Genomic DNA, 18,114 nt, shown 5'->3' on the forward strand with positions numbered 1-18,114 from the left:
TATTGCGACTGTGGCTAAACTTGAAACAAAACAAACAAAAAGAGAAAATGAAACTAGATATATTAGCATTTGGTGCACATCCAGACGATGTAGAATTAGGTTGTGCTGGAACAATTTTAAAAGAAGTTTCCCTTGGGAAAAAAGTAGGCATTGTAGATTTAACACGTGGTGAATTAGGAACACGTGGAACTGCAGAAATTAGAGATCAGGAGGCAAAAGATGCGGCTAAGATTTTAGGTGTTTTAGTACGCGAAAATTTAGCAATGCGCGATGGCTTTTTTGTGAATGATGAAAAACATCAATTAGAAGTCATAAAAATGATACGTAAATACAAACCTGAAATTGTATTGTGCAATGCAATAGACGATCGCCATATTGATCATGGAAAAGGAAGCAAACTAGTTTCTGATTCTTGCTTTCTTTCGGGATTAATGAAAATTGAAACTTCGATTGATGGAGTACAGCAAGAAGCGTGGAGACCTAAAATTGTTTATCATTATATTCAATGGAAAAATATTATTCCAGATTTTGTTGTAGATATTACAGGATTTGAAAAAAAGAAAGTAGAAGCGATTTCTGCTTATAAAACCCAATTTTACGATCCGAATTCAAAAGAACCTGCAACACCAATTACAAGTAAAAACTTTTTTGAAAGTCTAAATTACCGCGCGCAGGACTTAGGAAGACTAGTTGGGAAAGATTTTGCAGAAGGTTTTACAGTTGAAAGATGTTTGGCAGTCAATAGCTTAGAAAATTTGATATAATTTTTATGAAAATTTTTCATTTTTTTCTTTGTAGAACTCAACCTTTGTTCTATATTTGCACTCGCTAAGCAGAAAAATGGTGGTTGTAGCTCAGCTGGTTAGAGTAGCGGTTTGTGGTGCCGCGGGTCGCCGGTTCGAACCCGGTCAGCCACCCAGAAAGAAAGCCTTGAAGAAATTCAAGGCTTTTTTAGTTTAAAAGACAAAACTTTCAAATGTTTAAAATCCAAATATCAAAGTGTCTCAACTTGATGTTTGGATTTTTTTTGATTTCATAAAAAAAAGCACAACTGGTAGGGTTGTGCTTTTTTGGTTGGTAATTATTTGGTTTTTATGTATTATCTAATGTCTTCAAATGTAGTTCCTTGTTTAATATCTCCAGTTGTAAAACCTTTCTTAAACCAATACATTCTTTGTTCTGAAGTTCCGTGAGTAAAAGAATCAGGAACAACATGTCCTTGCATTTTGCTTTGAATAGCATCGTCTCCAACAGCATTTGCAGCACTTAAAGCTTCATCTATATCTCCTACATCAAGATCTTTCTGGTTATCGTGTGCCCAAACTCCAGCATAAAAATCAGCTTGTAATTCTAAGGCTACAGATAATTTATTAGCTTCTGCATCGCTTTTTCCTTGCTGCATTTGACGCATTTTAGAAGATGTTCCCATTAAGGTTTGAATATGATGGCCAATTTCATGCGCAATAACGTATGCAATCGCAAAATCGCCTCCTTTTGCGCCAAATTTAGTTTTTAACTCTTCAAAAAAATCTAAATCCATATATACTTTGCGATCGCCTGGGCAATAAAAAGGACCTGAAGCAGATGATGCTCCGCCGCAAGCAGTTTGTACAGCGCCTTTAAAAAGAACTAATTTTGGTTTTTCGTAGGTCATTCCATGTTCTGCAAAAATCTTTGTCCACGTATCTTCATTGTATGCAAGTAAAGTCCTTACATATTCGCCCATTTTTTTATCTTCCTCGCTTAGAGGAGCTGCAGTTTCTGTTTGTTGGGATTGTCCACCTTGCATTTGTTCTAGAATTGGCGCTATTTGCTGACCTGTTTCGCCTCCAAAAACATTAAGCAGTAAAATAATAATCCCAATAACTCCACCGCCGACTAGTGCTTTGCCACCGCCAGAAATTGATCTTCTGTCTTCTACATTGTCACTTTGTCTTCTGCCTTGCCATTTCATATTGAATTCTTTTTAATCTGGTTATTAAAACGTTGTACGAATTTATAGATTTTTTATGATAAATTTCACAATTGGAACATTAAGTTTTCAGTCTCATTTTTTGTTTTCTATCAAAAACAATTTATTAAGGCTGTGACTCAAACTGAGATTCAAAAACTAAATCATCCTAGCCATTTTACTAATGCTTCTTCAACTGTTCCTTTCATGATTGGTTTAGAAATATAATCGTCCATTCCGGCAGAAATGCATTTATTGCGTTCTTCTTTTTCAGCGCCAGCCGTAACGGCAATTATCGGAATGTCGCGTCCTTTTTTAGTATTTCTAATGGCTTTTGCAGTCTCATAACCATTCATTATTGGCATTTGAATATCCATAAAAATAAGGGTTGGATTTATTTTTTCAAATTGTTGAATGGCTTCGTACCCGTTTTCGCATTCGAAAATAAAGGCATTATGGTATAAATTTTTTATAATTGTTTTAAGAAGAAGCATGTTTACCTTGTTGTCTTCTACAATTAGAAAAGTAATATTGTTGTCGTTTGTTTCTATCTCGTCAGAATCTAGATCGATATCTAAACTTTTAAGCTCGGCATTATATTTATCATTTATACTTTGATTGCTTGTTTTTAGATTTAAATCAAAGAAAAAAGTGCTTCCTTCGTCAATTTTGCTTTCCAACTGTAAACGACTTTCCATTAAAGCGAGCAATTGGTTAGATATGGTTAAGCCTAATCCGGTTCCTCCAAACTTTCTTGTTGTAGAGCTATCTTCTTGTAGAAAAGCTTTAAAGATTTTCTTCTGATTTTTTTCAAGAATTCCAATTCCAGTATCGATTACGGCAAAACGAAGCACGCAGTTGTTGTTATGGTTCTTCTCTAAAACCGAAACGTTTAATTTGATAGATCCTTCGGTTGTGAATTTAACAGCGTTTGAAAGCAGATTAATCAAGATCTGTTTTAGTCGAACAATATCTGTCCAGATATATTTGGGAACATCAGGATCAATGTTTAATTCAAGTTCCAGATTTTTTTTGTTCGATTCGTAAACAATTAAATCAAAAACTTGACCTAAAATTTTTTTAATATCATATAGGTCAATAAACAGTTCCAGTTTTCCTGCTTCAATTTTTGAGAAATCCAAAATGTCATTTATAATTTCAAGAAGAGAATGAGCTGATTGGTTAATCGTGGTCATGTATTTTTCTTGAATTTCCTCCAATTCCGTTTTCATTAATAAGTGTGTAAAACCAATAATTCCGTTTAAAGGAGTTCTAATTTCGTGCGACATATTAGCCAAGAAGTCAGATTTTGATTTGTTTGCCGCTTCAGCCAGCTGTTTCGCTTTTATAGCATCTTCTATTTCTTTTTTACTTGTAATGTCAAAATAAATTCCGCCAACAAATTCAATTTCATCATCTCGTTTAATTACATCTCCAAATTCTTCAATCCAAATAAACTCGCCACTTTTGCGTTGAATGCGATACACATTATGCAAAGGCATTCCATGCTGTAGATTATCGATTTGATTGTTAATTACCTCTTCTTTGTCATCTGGATGAATTAACGATAAGAAAGATAAATTATTTTCAATGAATTCAGATTTTGAATATCCCGTAAGATTTAAAACTTCATCGTTTAAGAATATTTTGGTAGAGAAGGCATCAAATTTTGATAGATAAACTGTGCCAGGAATGTTGTTTGCAATCAGTTTAAATTTCTCCTCACTTTCAATAATTTTAGTTTCGTTTCGGTTTCTTTCTAGAGCAGATGAGATATTATTTGCTAATACCTGAAAGATGTTTATTTCGTCTTCAGACCATTTTCTTTCAGTAGTGCAGTCGTCAAAACCAATAAAACCAGTAAATAAATCGTTAATGTAAATTGGCAGAATTAAGATCGATTGAATTTCATTATCTATAAGTAGTTTTTTGAAAAAGCCATCATTAAGATTTCTTGTAAATGTGTTTAGAATTTTTCTTTGCGAAGCAACATCATAAATTTCTTGAAGATTTTCTTCTGTCATATGGTGCAGAGGAGTAATTTGATGGACAACACCTTCACGCGACCATTTATATTTTTGACTAACGGTATTGTAAATCGGATCCTTTTCGTAGTAATACATATGATCTACTTTGGTCGCTTTTCCTATAATTTGATAGGTTTCCTGAAACATCTGATGAGTAGTTTTGCTCAAGAGAAACTTTTCGGTACATAGAGAAAGTGCAGACAAGAGCTGACTTTTAAGTTCTAATTTTCTTTCTGCTTCTAAACGCATTTGTGAAGAAATTGCAAGTGAAATTACATCAGAGATAGTTCTCGCATAATTAATGTCTTCATTATCCCATTCTCGTTTTTGTTCTGTACTTTCAAAACAAGCAACACCTGCTAATTGGCCTGTTAAGAAAATAGGTACATCTAGCATCGATTTGATATTGTTTTTTGTAAAATAAAGCTTTTCAAACTCAGAAGTTTCCAGTTTATTGAATACGTCTGGCGCGTTAATAATGGCTTTATTGTTTAAGGTTTCAAAATAAATAGGATAGGATTCTTTATTTAAGATGTTTTTATCGCTTAAACTTTGATTGTCTATGCTAAAAAGGTTTTTGCAGGTAATTAAATCATTGTCGTATTTCCAGAAACTTACGCGGTTCGTATTGCTTATAGAGGTCGCTTCTTTTAAGATTAAGTCTATAACCGTATTTAAATCATCGTATTTGCTAAAGTCTGTTGTAGATAATTTTTTGGTCGAATTATTATAGGCTTCAATTTTTTTAAGACGTCTTTTTTTCTCGTTTTCGATGTTTTTCTTCTCGGTAATATCTCGCGCAATTCCAGAAAATCCAGCCGTTAATCCTAAGTCGTTTTTTCGAACAATAATTTTTTGTGAAATCCATATTTCATCACCATTCTTCTTCAAAATAGGAATTTCGATAATCGGATAATTATTTTCGTTAAGCACCAAATTTTCATAAAAATCAACAGCACTACTGATATAGTTATCATGAATGAAATTAGAATAATGCTTTTTGATTATTTCGTTTTGAGTGTATCCAAGAGCAGAAATGCCAAATTCATTTATAAAAGTAAAATGACCGTCAGCATCGATTTCAAAAATAATATCTGTTGCCGTTTCAATTAGATTTTTATATTGATCCTGAACAATAACTTGTTCTGTTACGTCTTGTCCAATGCTAATAATTAGGTCGTCTGAGAATTTTTTATCTTTCCATTGAATGTATTTATATTCACCGCTTTCGGCTTTTAATTTTCTAATGTAAAGTTTGTTTTCTTGATTTCTAACAAGATTTAATTTTTCGTTGGATTCTAAATTTTCAGTCAATTCCCAGAATTTTAAACCCATAACCTGATCAGGTTGGTATCCTAAAATAGGGGTTATGGTTTCGCCGCAAAAAAGTATTTCGCCTTTTTGGTTGGATGCTATTGTAAGCGAATTTCCTTTATGAACAATTTCGCTTGCAAATCTAAAATTGTCTCTATTGTCTAATAAAACTGCATATTTTACTTGGTTTATGATGAAAATAAGGATGCAGAAATTGATTAATAAAATAGAAGATTTTATTGGAATTAGCTGAAATGCAACTGTTGCTATTAAAAAGCTAAATGTTAACGCAACAAAAAGCCAGTATATTTTTATGGGCTTAAGTATGTTGTAAGAAAAGAAAAATGAAATCAGGAAGACAATAATTGGTACAACATCACTGCTTAAAGTAACAATGTTGTAAGCCACGTAACTGATATAAACAAAGAAGCAGGAAATGAAAATCTGTTGAATGTGATCTCTTACCCATTTAATTTTGTTTGTTATAGTGTAGATAACAAGAACAAAAATACCAATTAGAACATTGACTATTAATAGACTTTTAGGTCTAATTTTAAAGATCTCATTTATGATCTCAATAATAATAACTGCAATACCAAAAAATAAAATATAAAGCTGATATTCTCTGCCAACGGTATCTTGTTCTTTCTTTTTTTCGATGAAGTATCCAATTTTAGCTTTAATTCTAAAAAATTGGTAAACTAGAAGCGACAAAAATGCAAAGAGCGATAAACCTAAAACAAAAAGCTTATGGTTATTGTAGTAAATTATGTCTGAATTAAATACATACCACCTAGTCACAATCGATTCGAAGGTACTTCCAACAGTGGAAATTCCTGAAAGAATCAAATTGAAAAAACTACAGTTTGCGGCCATAGAATTTGGGGGTATGTTGGTTTAGTAAATAGCGTTTTGAAAATTCTTAAAAAGAAGTGGTTAAGTTCTCTGAAATTAAGAATTTTCTATTTTAATCTACATTGTATTTTCCAATTGAATCAATTGAATCTTCATCTTCAGATTGTGTTCCAAAAATGGCAAAATAGGTCGCGTAAATCATTGAACTATTAAAAACAACAGTGAAAATAATCCCTACGCAACAACCGATAAAACCAACCATTGAACCAATGAAACCTATGATAAAAAAAGCAAATATATTAAGTGGGTTTTTTGTAACGATTACTAAGCTCGATTTTATAGCATCTATAGCCCCAAGGTTTCCAAAAACAATTAACGGAATTGATAGAAACATAAAGTAAGAAACCATAAATGAAACTACATTTCCAACAAATATGATTCCTGCGCTTTCAATTAAATTGGCAATGGCAGTTCCGAAAAGGGCAGGAATAAAGGTCGCTACAAAAATTTGCCCAAAATATGGTGATTTGTAATAAGTGAAGATAGTAGAAACATTAAATTCTACATCTCTATCTGCAGAATCTGCCATTTTTAGAAAACCAGCACCAAATGGAGCTGTTATTCCTGCAACTATAGAAACGGCAACAGTTTGAATTACAAGCTGAATAGTAGTGAATTGTTGGTTTTCAAAATTTTGAATAAAATCTTTTGAGATTGCTTCAGCTCCATAATAGGCAACCATTATGCCCATAAAAGCTACAGCCGCAATAATTGAAAATACCAAGATGATTAGCCCAGAATAAAGTGCTATTTTTTTATAATTTTCGAAGGCGTGATTAAAAACTGTAGCAAAATCAAGGGAAAAGCCATTTTTTTTAATGTCCTCAATTTGGTCAAGTGTAGATTTCATTTATGTAAGATTGTTTTATAGACTTGTAATATTTGAAAGGTATCTTGACGTAAATATAATATATTTAATCAATTCCGTATAAAAATCTACAAAACATTCCGAAATGTTTTTAACTGATTTATAGCCAGTCTAGAATTCGTTTTATTGGGCCCAGTTTATCCTTATATGGCGCATAACGCATTGGTAAATCAAGCCAATTTCCTTTTTTTACAATTGCTTTATGATGAGAAAATGTATCGAAGCTTCGTTTGCCATGATAAGCACCAATTCCGCTATGCCCGACACCGCCAAAAGGCAGTCTATTGTTAGAAAAATGAATAACCGTATCGTTAATGCATCCGCCTCCAAAAGAGTATTTTGAAATTAATTTCTTTGCAAATGAATTATTTTCGCTAAAAATGTAAAATGAAAGAGGTTTCTCATAACGGCTTACAACCTTTTCAATATCATTTTCATTTTCATAAACAAGAATTGGCAGAATAGGCCCAAAGATTTCTTCTTTCATAACAGCGCTATCCAAATCTGGTTCTTCTAGAAGAGTAGGTGCAATATAAAGTTTATTGGCATCGCTTTCTCCACCAAATAAAACATGTTCGCCTTGAATCATATTGGTTAATCTATACCAGTTTTTCGTATTTATAATTCGTGCAAAATCAGGAGATTTATCTATTTTCTTTCCATAAGCTTTTATGATTTCTTCGATCATAAAAGAAATGAAATTAACTTTCATGTTTTTCTGAATTAGAATATAATCTGGAGCAATGCAAGTTTGTCCTGCGTTTATAAATTTTCCCCAAACAATTCGTTTTGCGACCAGTTTTAAATTGGCCGTTTGATCAATAATGCACGGATTTTTCCCGCCTAATTCAAGAGTAACTGGCGTTAAATTTTCTGCTGCGGCTTTTGCAACAATTTTTCCAACAGCGACACTTCCTGTAAAAAAGATGTAATCCCATCGCTGCGCCAGTAATTTATTAGAAACATCAACTCCGCCTTCAAAAACTTCAACATGATTAACATGAAATGTTTTTTCTATAATTTTTGCAATTACAGCAGAAGTATGAGGTGTAAGTTCAGATGGTTTTAAAACAACTCTATTTCCTGCGGCGACAGCAGCAACAAGAGGGCATAAAGCAAGTTGAAAAGGATAGTTCCAAGGAGCAATGATTAATACATCGCCATAAGGTTCTTTGTAAATATAATCGGTAGAAGGAAAATTAAGCAGTGACGGAAAAACACGTTTTGGTTTTGCCCATTTGTTAAGGTTTTTGATAACATCTTTAAGTTCTGAAATGACATAATTGGTTTCGGTCAAAACAGCCTCAAACTCTGGTTTTTTAAAGTCATCATATAAAGCTTTTACAATTAAATCTTCGCTTTTTTGAATATTATACAATAACTTTTTTAGAGTTTCCTTTCGATATCCGATGTCGCTTTTAAAGTCCATTTTACGATTAGCTTGTTTTTTTCTCCCTGCAAGTTAATCGATAAAATTTAAAAATTTAACAATTAAATCATAAAAATCATACAGCATTCCAAATTGGATCGTCTGGAGTAGGGGCAATAATTGTAATATTCTCTTTTGAAACCGGATGTACAAAAGTCAGTTTTCGAGCATGAAGATGAATTCCGCCATCAGGATTGCTTCGATCTGCTCCGTATTTTAAATCTCCTTTAATCGAAGATCCGATTGCACTTAATTGAGCACGAATTTGATGATGGCGACCTGTATGCAAATTGATTTCTAATGCTGTATAATTTTGAAGTTCTTTGATTATGGTATAATCTAAACTAGCCAATTTGCTATCTGGAACTTCTTTTAAATGAGCTTTAGAAGTATTATTTTTTTCATTTCGTTTTAAATAATGAACCAGTTTTGCTTTCGCTTCTTTTGGTTTGTTTTTTACAACAGCCCAATATGTTTTTTTAGTCTCACGATTGCTAAACAATTCATTCATTCGAGACAAAGCCTTACTCGTTCTAGCAAAAACGACAATTCCCGTTGTAGGTCTGTCTAATCGGTGAATGACGCCTAAGAAAACATCACCTGGTTTGTTATATTTAGCTTTAATATATTCTTTTACAACATCAGACAAAGGTTTGTCACCCGTTTTATCTCCCTGTACAATATCACCTACACGTTTATTGACCACGATAATGTGATTGTCTTCGTGTAAAATTTGGAGATTATTTTTATCTGAAACAATTTTCATTTTGAAGTGAAATTTTAAATTGAAAAGTTTGGCTAAAGCCTTTAATATGTGTTAAAAATAAACCTCCAGCTAAAGCTGGAGGCAATTCAAAAATCTTTGAACCTGTGTTCCTTTGCCTCTTTGAAACTAAAAACTTAGAACCTTAGCAACTCAGAACCTTAGTATCTTAAAATCTAATATTGTTCATTAGCATTAGGAAAATCACTAGACTTAACATCTGCAAGCATATTGACCGATTGCTTTAGTCATTTGGTCGTAAAGGTTTAAGTAACGACGTAAGAAACGCGGACTAAATTCATTATTCATTCCTAACATATCGTGAATTACTAAAACTTGGCCGTCTACGCCACCTCCAGCTCCAATTCCGATTACTGGAATAGAAATGCTTTCTGCTACTTTTTTAGCAAGTTCTGCTGGGATTTTTTCTAAAACAACAGCAAAACATCCAACTTTTTCAAGCATTTGAGCATCTTCAATTAGTTTTTCAGCCTCTTCTTCTTCTTTTGCGCGAACACTATAAGTTCCGAATTTGTAGATAGACTGAGGAGTTAAACCTAAGTGTCCCATTACTGGAATACCAGCATGTAATATTTTTTTAATTGATTCTTTGATTTCTTTTCCGCCTTCTAATTTTACAGCATGAGCACCACTTTCTTTCATAATTCTAATAGAAGAACGTAAAGCTTCTTTTGGATCAGATTGGTAACTTCCAAAAGGCAAGTCAACTACAACCAAACCTCTTTCTACAGCGCGAACTACAGAAGAAGCATGATAAATCATTTGATCTAAAGTAATAGGTAGAGTTGTTTCGTGTCCAGCCATTACGTTTGATGCCGAATCACCAACTAAAATTACATCGACACCAGCGGTATCAACAATTTTTGCCATTGTATAATCATATGCAGTAAGCATAGAGATTTTTTCTCCGTTGCTTTTCATTTCTATTAATGACTTTGTTGTGATTCTTTTATAATCTTTTTTTGCTACTGACATTTTAATGTTTTTTTGATATTGTAAAAGTATTGAATAAATGTAAAACAGGAATTAGCAATTGTAGAATATTTCGACAGAAAATAGTTTTCGGTCTTTAAATTCTAATCAAAATTGCCTGTTTTACATTATAATAAAATAATTATGCGACTTATGTATAAGTATTAATTTGTAGAATTCTTGATAACTTAAAGTTTAGCAGTCGGCCATATTTACGGCAACCGCCAGACCTCCTTCAGAAGTTTCTTTATATTTTGAATTCATATCTTTTGCTGTTTCCCACATCGTATTAATTACTTTGTCTAATGGGACTTTAGCATTTTTAGAATCGGTTTCTAAGGCCAATTCAGCAAGCATTTATTGCTTTAATGGCACCCATTGTATTTCTTTCGATACACGGAATCTGGACCAATCCGCCAATAGGATCGCAAGTTAAACCTAAATGGTGTTCCATTGCAATTTCTGCCGCCATTAAAACCTGAGCAGGAGATCCGCCCATTAATTCGCAAAGCGCTGCTGCAGCCATAGAAGACGAAACGCCAATTTCGGCCTGACAACCGCCCATTGCGGCGGATATAGTTGATCCTTTTTTGAATATACTGCCAATTTCGCCAGCAACCATCAAAAATTGTTTTATTTCTTTTTCGCCTGCATTATGGTTTTCAATTACCATGTAGTACATTAAAACAGCAGGAATTACACCCGAACTTCCGTTAGTTGGAGCAGTAACTACACGGCCTAAAGAAGCATTTACTTCGTTCACGGCAAGTGCAAAACAGCTAACCCATTTTAAGATTTGGCGGAATTTAACTTCGGTTTTTCTAATTTCTTCCAGCCAGCTCTGCGGATCATTATAGTTAGATAATCCGATTAAGTTTTGGTGCATGTCAAAAGCTCTTCTACGCACATGAAGTCCGCCAGGAAGAATACCTTCAGAATGGCATCCAATATACATACATTCTAACATCGTATTCCAAATGCGCATTAATTCAGAATGCACTTCAGCTTCTGGGCGCATCGAAATTTCATTTTCATATACAATTTCAGAAATCGATTTGTTTTCAGTAATAGTATAATTCAATAATTCGGTCTGCGTTTTGAATTGGGTAGGGAAATGCACATTTAATTGCCTTTTTTTCTTTAGCATTTGTACGTTCTTCTTTAACCACAAATCCTCCTCCGATAGAATAGAAAGTAGATTCATATTCAGAATCATCAGACTTGTAAGCCGTAAATTTTAGTCCGTTTGCATGAAACGGAAGAAAATCTTTATTGAAAACAATGTCTTGAAGAAAAAAGAACGGAATCACTTTTTGGTTTCCCAAATTGATTTCGTTTGTCGTTTCGATTTTTTTAATAATACCAGCAATATCTTCGACAGGAATATACTCAGGATCTTGTCCACTCAATCCGAGCATAACGGCAAGATCTGTTGCGTGGCCTTTTCCAGTTAAAGAAAGTGAGCCATATAAATCGACTTTTACCCTTGTGATATCCTCTAAAATTGCTTCGTCTTTCAACTCTTCTAGAAAGCGTTCGGCAGCGCGCCAAGGACCTAAAGTGTGTGAGCTTGAAGGGCCAACGCCAATTTTAAGCATATCAAAAACAGAGATACATTCTTCCATTGTTCAATTTTTGTTAAGACAAAGATAATCGAATAATGCAATGATGATTTCTTTTTGAGTGTTAATCTTGCGTATTTGTTAAAAAAAATATTAAAATTTAATAATTCGGCAACGAAATAAATTTAAAACCTTAATATGCACTTTCCGTAAAAAGTTCGTGTTTTTTCGGTATTTTTGTAGAAGAACGAGGCGCATTGCTTGGCTCTTAATATTAATACTTCCTGGAATTTTGTTTTAATTCTGAAATGTCTTTTTACAAATGTTAATGCCACAAGAAGATAAAGTTACCATATGATAGAATTTTTCAGACATCTATTACAAGAATTCGAATTACCTCTAAGCAACCCAGTATTAATCTTTTCGTTAATACTATTTATAATCCTGCTTTGCCCGATTTTATTAAAAAAGATCAATATTCCTGGAATTATCGGACTTATTATTTCGGGTGTTATTATTGGCCCGCACGGATTAAATATTCTGGCAAAAAACTCTGCTGTCGATTTATTTTCGACAATCGGGCTTTTGTATATCATGTTTATTGCGGGACTAGAATTAGATATGAATGAGTTTAAGGCAAATCGTAACAAAAGTGTTCTATTTGGATTTTTTACCTTTATTCTGCCACTTTCAATTGGATTTCCGGTTTGTTTTTACTTGTTGAAATATGATTTTAATGCCAGTTTCTTAACAGCGAGTATGTTTGCAACTCACACTTTGGTTGCTTACCCAATTGTAAGCAAGCTGGGAATTGCTAAAAACCAAGCGGTTGCCATTACAGTCGGCGGAACTATTTTGACCGATACCGCAGTTTTGATTATTCTAGCGGTAATTATGGGAAGCAGTCAAGGGAATTTGAATCAGGCATTTTGGGTTAAATTAATTGTTTCTTTAGCCATTTTTTCTGCGATAATGTTTATGATTATTCCACGTGTTGCAAAATGGTTTTTTAAGAAATTAGAAAGTGAAAAACACGCTCATTATATTTTTGTGCTTTCTGTGGTTTTCTTTGCCGCATTTTTGGCCGAGGTAGCAGGAGTAGAGCCAATTATTGGTGCATTCGTTGCAGGTTTAGCGCTTAATCCATTAATTCCGCATTCTTCTGCGTTGATGAATAGAATTGAATTTATTGGAAACTCCTTATTTATTCCATTTTTCTTGATTTCTGTTGGAATGTTGGTCGATGTAAGCGTTATTTTAAGCGGACCAACAGCTTTGATCGTAGCAGGAACTTTGAGTGTTGTAGCAATTTTTGGAAAGTGGATCGCGAGCATTTTTTACTCAAATTGTTTTTAAATACACTAGAACAGAAAGACAGCTTATTTTTGGATTGAGCAGTGCACACGCAGCGGCAACTTTGGCAGTAATTTTAGTTGGTTTTAAAGCTAAAATCTTAGACGAAAATATTTTAAACGGAACTATCATTCTAATTCTTATTACGTGTATTGTAGCTTCGTTTGCAACTGAAAAAGCGACGAAAAAAATTGCCATCTGCGAAGAAGAAATTTCACATGAAGACGCCGATAAAGATCAAATTTTAGACGAACATATTTTGATTCCGTTAGCAAAATCTTCTGCTGCGGCAAGTTTATTAGATTTTGCTCTTTTGATAAAAGATAAAAAATCATCTAATCCAGTTACTTTATTAACGATTGTTCCAAACAATAATCAGGCAGAAAAGAACATTTTAAAATACAGAAAAGCAGCCGATAAATTTGTAATTCAAGGATCGGCTTCAGAAGTAAAAATTAATACGATTGCCAGAATCGACCATAATCCTGCGAGCGGAATTGCAAGAACGTCAAAAGAAATTATGTCGGATATTGTGATTGTGGGCTGGCCAAGAAAGACCGGATTTATTGATAAAATCTTCGGAGAAAATGTAGATTCGATAATAAATAATGTAGATAAGACTTTATTTATCTGCAGGTTTCAAAAGAATTTTATTGAAGAAAAAAGATTGGTTTTTATTTGTCCGCCGTTTTCAGAAAGAGGAATTGGTTTTCATTTGTTAATGCAGAAAGTGAGCCGTTTGTCACAAGAATTAAGCATTCCGATTGTGATTTATGCTGAAAAGAAAACACATGAAGCTATTCAGCAAATTGGTTCTAATTTAAAACTGAACAGTAAATTTGGTTTTAAAAATGTTTCTGATTGGGAAAATTTTGAAGTAATTTCTGAAGACATAAAACCAACCGATTTTATTATTGTCAATTTATCTCGAAAAGGTTCTGTTTCTTATCAATCAATCTTTGATAAATTGCCAACAAAGTTTGAAAAGTATTTTGATAGCAATAATGTAATGCTTGTTTATCCGCAAGACGACAGAAAAGAAAGCGCAATGGATGCTTACGAAGATTTTACTGCATCGCCTTTAGCAAAAGGTATTGAAGCAATAGAACAAATTGGGCGTGGTTTAGGAAGTATTTTGAAGAAAGGCTAAAATCGAATCTTCATGAAAATTTCAACTATTTTACTTGTTTTGGCTCTCACTTTTATTTCTTTGAATTGCAATAAAGTTAAAGAAGTTGTAAACTTAAATTCTGAAAAAGCATTTAAGAATGATAGCGTTGTAAAACCTGTAAAAATAGAATTGCCTGAGAATTTTGACGAATTTAATAAAAAATTCCATTCTGATTCTCTTTTTCAGGTTTCGAGAGTTGATTTTCCGATTGAAGGACAGCATGTTTCAGGTTTTGAGCAGTACAATTGGACAAGAAAGAATTGGCAGTTTCAAGCAATTCCCGTTGCCGAAAAATCGGAAATAGAAGAATATCAGCATTCATTAGTAAAAACAGATACCTTAATTACAGAAAGATTTTGGATTCCTGACAGTGGTTTTGAAGTAGAAAGACAGTTTAAACTCATTCAGAATAAATGGTTTTTAATTTATTATAACGACATAAATTTATAGTATATGGAGACTTTAGATGAGATTTTGCAGAAGTATCGTTTTCCTAAGAGAAAGATAGAATCTTCAGTTGATATTGAAGATATTCAAGCACATTTAAAATTTGATCTTCCTGAAGATTATGTTTTTTATGTCGAAAATTATCTTGGAATCGATCAGTTTATTGGAGCTGAGTTTATAAAACTTTGGAGCCTAGAAGAAATTATTGATGCTAATTTGGAATATCATATTTTTGAAAAACTGCCCCAAACATTAGCAATAGGTACAAATGGAAGTGGAGAATTTATTGGAATTGAATTTGAAGATGATAATTCTTTAAAAATTATTCTTTCGCCTTCTATAGATTTGGACACAAAGTATCATGTTGAAATAGGAAATTCATTTACAGACTTTCTCCTTCGACTTGATAATGGAGTGGAATGGTTTTTATAAATTTAAATAGATTATATGAATCACAATGTTAAATCTATCAGACCGTTTATCGGCGCTAAGAACTTTGAAGTTTCAAGAAGTTTTTATCGTGATTTAGGGTTTGAAGAAACAGTTTTAGAATCTAATTTTTCAGTTTTTAAAACAGGAGAAATCGCTTTTTACCTCCAAGATTACTACGATAAAAGCTGGATTGAAAACACTATGATTTTTCTTGAAGTGGATAATGTCGAACGATATTATAGCGAACTTTTGGCTCTAAATCTTCCTGAAAAATATGAAGGAGTAAAACTAACTCCGATAAAATATTTAGATTGGGGGAGTGAATGTTTTCTGCACGATCCTTCGGGAGTTTTATGGCATTTTGGGAAATTTAAGTGAATCACCTCAAGCCAAAATCACCTAAAACGCGTGTCGTACTTTTACGCTGATACCAATCATTGTAAACCAATTCTAAGTTTTTAACCTCAAATTCTCCAAAATCATAATCACGAAATTTTTCGGCTATTTCTATTAATTTTTTCGGATCATGGAGTTTTTCCTGAAAACGCATTACAGTTGAATGTGCTGTAGATATAGAATAACGGCTGTCGATACTTTGTTGTAATCCTGAATTTTTGAAATTTTCGCGAAGTCTATTTCGTAAATTATTTAGTGTTTCATCGCTTGGAAATCCTTGAATCATAAGAGCAGACGGAGAAGCAGTTATTCCTTTAAAGTGAATTTGAATTTTCTCAACATCAACAAGGCTTCTGCAGATTACTTCTATGTATTCCTTTGCAGAAATCTGATTTAAAGTAAAATCAGAAGAACAAGAAATAATAGACATAACTGTAATATGAATATCTGAATCAGGGTAAAAATATTGCTCAGGTTCTGCTTTTCTTAATTCGTTTAAGAAAGAGTGAATATTTGCTTTAATTTCATCATTTGGGCGAATAAGCAACGTGATTCCAAAACGAGAATCGGATTCATTTTTAAGTTCAGAATCAATTGAATATTTTCCTGTCGAAATAATCTCAGAAGAGGTTTTGTAAAGTTGGTCGTAGTGTTGGGTTAAATTCATTTGTGGTTTTATTTCTTTTTGGCTTTTGCCAGATTTTCTTTGACTCTAAATTTTACAATTTCAGTAATTAAGTCATAAGGCATTGGGTCTTTGAGAGGAAATTGTACAGAACCTTTTCCCGATTTATATTTAGAGAGTTTTGCGACAAAAGCTTCATGTCCGCTTGGCAAAGCATAAAGTCCGATATGGTTTTTAAAAGCGACAAAATAAACTACAATTCCATTTTGCTCAAAAGCTGGCATCGAATAACTGATTTTCTCTTTTGCATCAGGCGCTGCTTTCTGAATCGTTATTCTAACTTTCTCCAAAATTTCTTGAACATCATTAGGGAATCCGCCAATGTATTCGTCTATGTTTTCTGGTTTTTTAACTTCCATGACATTTTTTTGTTTCAGGTTTCAAGTTTCAAGTTTCAAGTTTCAAGTTACTTTTCTTTGTGGCTAGTTTTTTAACCGCAAAGGGCGCAAAGTTATTTTATTAAGAGACTAAACAGAATCTAGATATAAAGTTCGCAAAGTTTTGTACAGATAAAGCTTTGTGGACTTTTCGTTTTAGTGACTCTTAAAATACTTAGCAAGCTTTGCGTAAACCTTTGTGTTCTTTGCGGTAAACACACACACACACACACACACAGATTTTGCGGTTAAATAAGATTAAGCAAGTCCTTTTGGAAAACGATCCAAAACCAAATTCAGTTGTAAATTATGTTCTAAATAAGCTTTTGCTCCAGCCAAAACCAAAGTAAAGCCTTCAGTCGAATTACGAACCTGATCTATAATTTTATCGGTGTCTCCATGAAAACCAGAATTGGTAATACTTACAAAAGTTTCACTTTCGTTCAACGGATTAAAAACCCATTCTACCAATGTAATTTCGTCAGGATTTCCCCATTCAATAACAATTTTTTTATTTTCTTGAAGTACAATTGTCGTAACAGAAAGAGAAAAACCATACATTTCCCAAGTCCATTCTGTTTTTTGATTTTCTTCTAATTTTCCAGATCCTTTTGTAAACCAAAATTTACTCGTAATCTGCGGATCAATAAAAGCCTGAAAAACTTCTGAAACAGGCTTTCTTATCAGCATTTCTGCCTTTGCGTATTTGTTGTTTTCTGTTTTCATTTTGTTTGAAGTTAATTAGTTAGATCTAACGAGGAAATGTAAATATAACTCTAAAATTTGTATTGAGATCTTAAGTTCTGACTTATAACTTTTTTTTATCAATCCACTTTCCGACAGTGGGCGCAGTGTAATTTTTCATTTGATCTAATAAATCGTCAATAGAATCGCTAACCAAAAGCATTTTTTGATTGACTTCTTTCAATAATCCTTTTTCAGTCATAGTTTGCAATAGCGTTATTAGAGAATCATAATAGCCATTTACATTCAAAATTGCGATTGGTTTTTTATGCAAACCTAATTGCGCCCAAGTCAACATTTCGAAAAGTTCTTCTAGAGTTCCAAAACCACCTGGAAGTGCGATTACACCATCACACAAATCGTTCATTTTGGTTTTTCTTTCATGCATGCTCTCGACCAAAATCAATTCGGTTAGACCTAAATGTGCAATTTCTTTCGATCTTAAAAAATTAGGAAGCACGCCAATTACTTTTCCGCCAGCACTTAAAGCTCCATCAGCGACAGCGCCCATTAAACCGACATTTGCACCGCCATATACTAATTCTATATTTTGTTTGGCTAAGGTTTTGCCTAAATTGGTTGCTTGTTCTTCGTAAATTTTTTCAGTGCCAAAACTTGAAGCACAGAAAACAGTTATTCTTTTCATTTTTTGAGTTTTATGAGCTATGAATTAAGAGTTATGATATA

The 18,114-nt window shown here is 33.1% G+C and carries 13 protein-coding genes, 1 tRNA gene and 3 pseudogenes; 6 read left to right on the plus strand and 11 right to left on the minus strand.

Going from position 1 to position 18,114, the window contains the following annotated elements:
* Window positions 1-47: 47 nt before the first annotated feature.
* Together bshB1 and P5P87_RS24350 are read left to right on the plus strand one after the other, a co-directional pair.
* Window positions 48-764 (plus strand): bacillithiol biosynthesis deacetylase BshB1, encoded by a 717-nt coding sequence (gene bshB1 / locus P5P87_RS24345; protein ID WP_278020900.1) that lies wholly within the window; start codon window positions 48-50, stop codon window positions 762-764.
* 79 nt (window positions 765-843) lie between these two features.
* Window positions 844-917 (plus strand) — tRNA-His (locus tag P5P87_RS24350).
* Window positions 918-1,099: 182 nt separating this feature from the next.
* Here the strand turns inward: P5P87_RS24350 and ypfJ are convergent.
* The 7 genes and pseudogenes from ypfJ to P5P87_RS24385 all read right to left on the minus strand — a co-directional run bounded on the left by ypfJ (window position 1,100) and on the right by P5P87_RS24385 (window position 11,885).
* Entirely contained in the window at window positions 1,100-1,954 is an 855-nt protein-coding gene (gene ypfJ, locus P5P87_RS24355) for a KPN_02809 family neutral zinc metallopeptidase (protein ID WP_278020901.1), read from the minus strand.
* Between the two features lie 161 nt (window positions 1,955-2,115).
* Window positions 2,116-6,168, minus strand: a complete 4,053-nt coding sequence (locus P5P87_RS24360; protein WP_278020902.1) for a PAS domain S-box protein — start codon at window positions 6,166-6,168, stop codon at window positions 2,116-2,118.
* Between the two features lie 91 nt (window positions 6,169-6,259).
* A complete protein-coding gene (locus tag P5P87_RS24365) occupies window positions 6,260-7,057 on the minus strand; it encodes a DUF2189 domain-containing protein (RefSeq protein WP_278020903.1) in 798 nt (265 codons plus the stop codon).
* Between the two features lie 118 nt (window positions 7,058-7,175).
* Window positions 7,176-8,504 (minus strand): aldehyde dehydrogenase, encoded by a 1,329-nt coding sequence (locus P5P87_RS24370; protein WP_278020904.1) that lies wholly within the window; start codon window positions 8,502-8,504, stop codon window positions 7,176-7,178.
* 76 nt (window positions 8,505-8,580) lie between these two features.
* Complete coding sequence (locus P5P87_RS24375; RefSeq protein ID WP_278020905.1) at window positions 8,581-9,270, minus strand: RluA family pseudouridine synthase; 690 nt, start codon at window positions 9,268-9,270, stop codon at window positions 8,581-8,583.
* 173 nt (window positions 9,271-9,443) lie between these two features.
* Window positions 9,444-10,263 (minus strand): annotated as a pseudogene (gene panB / locus P5P87_RS24380) (3-methyl-2-oxobutanoate hydroxymethyltransferase).
* 192 nt (window positions 10,264-10,455) lie between these two features.
* Window positions 10,456-11,885, minus strand: a pseudogene (locus P5P87_RS24385) (L-serine ammonia-lyase).
* Between the two features lie 291 nt (window positions 11,886-12,176).
* Here P5P87_RS24385 and P5P87_RS26020 point away from each other — a divergent pair.
* The 4 genes and pseudogenes from P5P87_RS26020 to P5P87_RS24410 all read left to right on the plus strand — a co-directional run bounded on the left by P5P87_RS26020 (window position 12,177) and on the right by P5P87_RS24410 (window position 15,603).
* A pseudogene (locus P5P87_RS26020) lies at window positions 12,177-14,325 on the plus strand (cation:proton antiporter).
* Between the two features lie 12 nt (window positions 14,326-14,337).
* On the plus strand, window positions 14,338-14,796 hold the full coding sequence (locus P5P87_RS24400; protein ID WP_278020908.1) for a hypothetical protein: 459 nt from the start codon (window positions 14,338-14,340) through the stop codon (window positions 14,794-14,796).
* 3 nt (window positions 14,797-14,799) lie between these two features.
* On the plus strand, window positions 14,800-15,225 hold the full coding sequence (locus P5P87_RS24405) for an SMI1/KNR4 family protein (RefSeq protein ID WP_198856426.1): 426 nt from the start codon (window positions 14,800-14,802) through the stop codon (window positions 15,223-15,225).
* Between the two features lie 15 nt (window positions 15,226-15,240).
* Window positions 15,241-15,603 carry a VOC family protein gene (locus tag P5P87_RS24410; protein ID WP_278020909.1) on the plus strand — a complete coding sequence of 121 codons (363 nt, stop codon included), beginning with the start codon at window positions 15,241-15,243 and terminating at the stop codon, window positions 15,601-15,603.
* 1 nt (window position 15,604) lies between these two features.
* Here the strand turns inward: P5P87_RS24410 and P5P87_RS24415 are convergent, their stop codons facing one another.
* From P5P87_RS24415 to P5P87_RS24430, 4 genes are all read right to left on the minus strand, one after another.
* The gene (locus P5P87_RS24415) at window positions 15,605-16,288 is read right to left on the minus strand and encodes a 2'-5' RNA ligase family protein (protein WP_278020910.1); all 684 of its coding nucleotides are present in this window, start codon (window positions 16,286-16,288) and stop codon (window positions 15,605-15,607) included.
* Window positions 16,289-16,296: 8 nt separating this feature from the next.
* Window positions 16,297-16,665, minus strand: coding sequence for an iron chaperone (locus P5P87_RS24420; protein ID WP_278020911.1), 369 nt, complete (start codon window positions 16,663-16,665; stop codon window positions 16,297-16,299).
* Between the two features lie 276 nt (window positions 16,666-16,941).
* A complete protein-coding gene (locus tag P5P87_RS24425) occupies window positions 16,942-17,409 on the minus strand; it encodes an SRPBCC family protein (protein WP_198856422.1) in 468 nt (155 codons plus the stop codon).
* A gap of 82 nt (window positions 17,410-17,491) precedes the next feature.
* On the minus strand, window positions 17,492-18,073 hold the full coding sequence (locus P5P87_RS24430; protein ID WP_198856421.1) for an LOG family protein: 582 nt from the start codon (window positions 18,071-18,073) through the stop codon (window positions 17,492-17,494).
* Window positions 18,074-18,114: the final 41 nt, after the last annotated feature.

The organism is Flavobacterium ginsengisoli, assembly GCF_029625315.1.
Lineage (GTDB): Bacteria > Bacteroidota > Bacteroidia > Flavobacteriales > Flavobacteriaceae > Flavobacterium > Flavobacterium ginsengisoli.

What these genes read in the sequence shown, in the direction of transcription:
- bshB1 (WP_278020900.1), top strand. Translation starts at nt 48, where the DNA reads ATGAAACTAGATATATTAGCATTTGGTGCACATCCAGACGATGTAGAA.
- ypfJ (WP_278020901.1), bottom strand. Translation starts at nt 1,954, where the DNA reads ATGAAATGGCAAGGCAGAAGACAAAGTGACAATGTAGAAGACAGAAGA.
- P5P87_RS24360 (WP_278020902.1), bottom strand. Translation starts at nt 6,168, where the DNA reads ATGGCCGCAAACTGTAGTTTTTTCAATTTGATTCTTTCAGGAATTTCC.
- P5P87_RS24365 (WP_278020903.1), bottom strand. Translation starts at nt 7,057, where the DNA reads ATGAAATCTACACTTGACCAAATTGAGGACATTAAAAAAAATGGCTTT.
- P5P87_RS24370 (WP_278020904.1), bottom strand. Translation starts at nt 8,504, where the DNA reads ATGGACTTTAAAAGCGACATCGGATATCGAAAGGAAACTCTAAAAAAG.
- P5P87_RS24375 (WP_278020905.1), bottom strand. Translation starts at nt 9,270, where the DNA reads ATGAAAATTGTTTCAGATAAAAATAATCTCCAAATTTTACACGAAGAC.
- P5P87_RS24400 (WP_278020908.1), top strand. Translation starts at nt 14,338, where the DNA reads ATGAAAATTTCAACTATTTTACTTGTTTTGGCTCTCACTTTTATTTCT.
- P5P87_RS24405 (WP_198856426.1), top strand. Translation starts at nt 14,800, where the DNA reads ATGGAGACTTTAGATGAGATTTTGCAGAAGTATCGTTTTCCTAAGAGA.
- P5P87_RS24410 (WP_278020909.1), top strand. Translation starts at nt 15,241, where the DNA reads ATGAATCACAATGTTAAATCTATCAGACCGTTTATCGGCGCTAAGAAC.
- P5P87_RS24415 (WP_278020910.1), bottom strand. Translation starts at nt 16,288, where the DNA reads ATGAATTTAACCCAACACTACGACCAACTTTACAAAACCTCTTCTGAG.
- P5P87_RS24420 (WP_278020911.1), bottom strand. Translation starts at nt 16,665, where the DNA reads ATGGAAGTTAAAAAACCAGAAAACATAGACGAATACATTGGCGGATTC.
- P5P87_RS24425 (WP_198856422.1), bottom strand. Translation starts at nt 17,409, where the DNA reads ATGAAAACAGAAAACAACAAATACGCAAAGGCAGAAATGCTGATAAGA.
- P5P87_RS24430 (WP_198856421.1), bottom strand. Translation starts at nt 18,073, where the DNA reads ATGAAAAGAATAACTGTTTTCTGTGCTTCAAGTTTTGGCACTGAAAAA.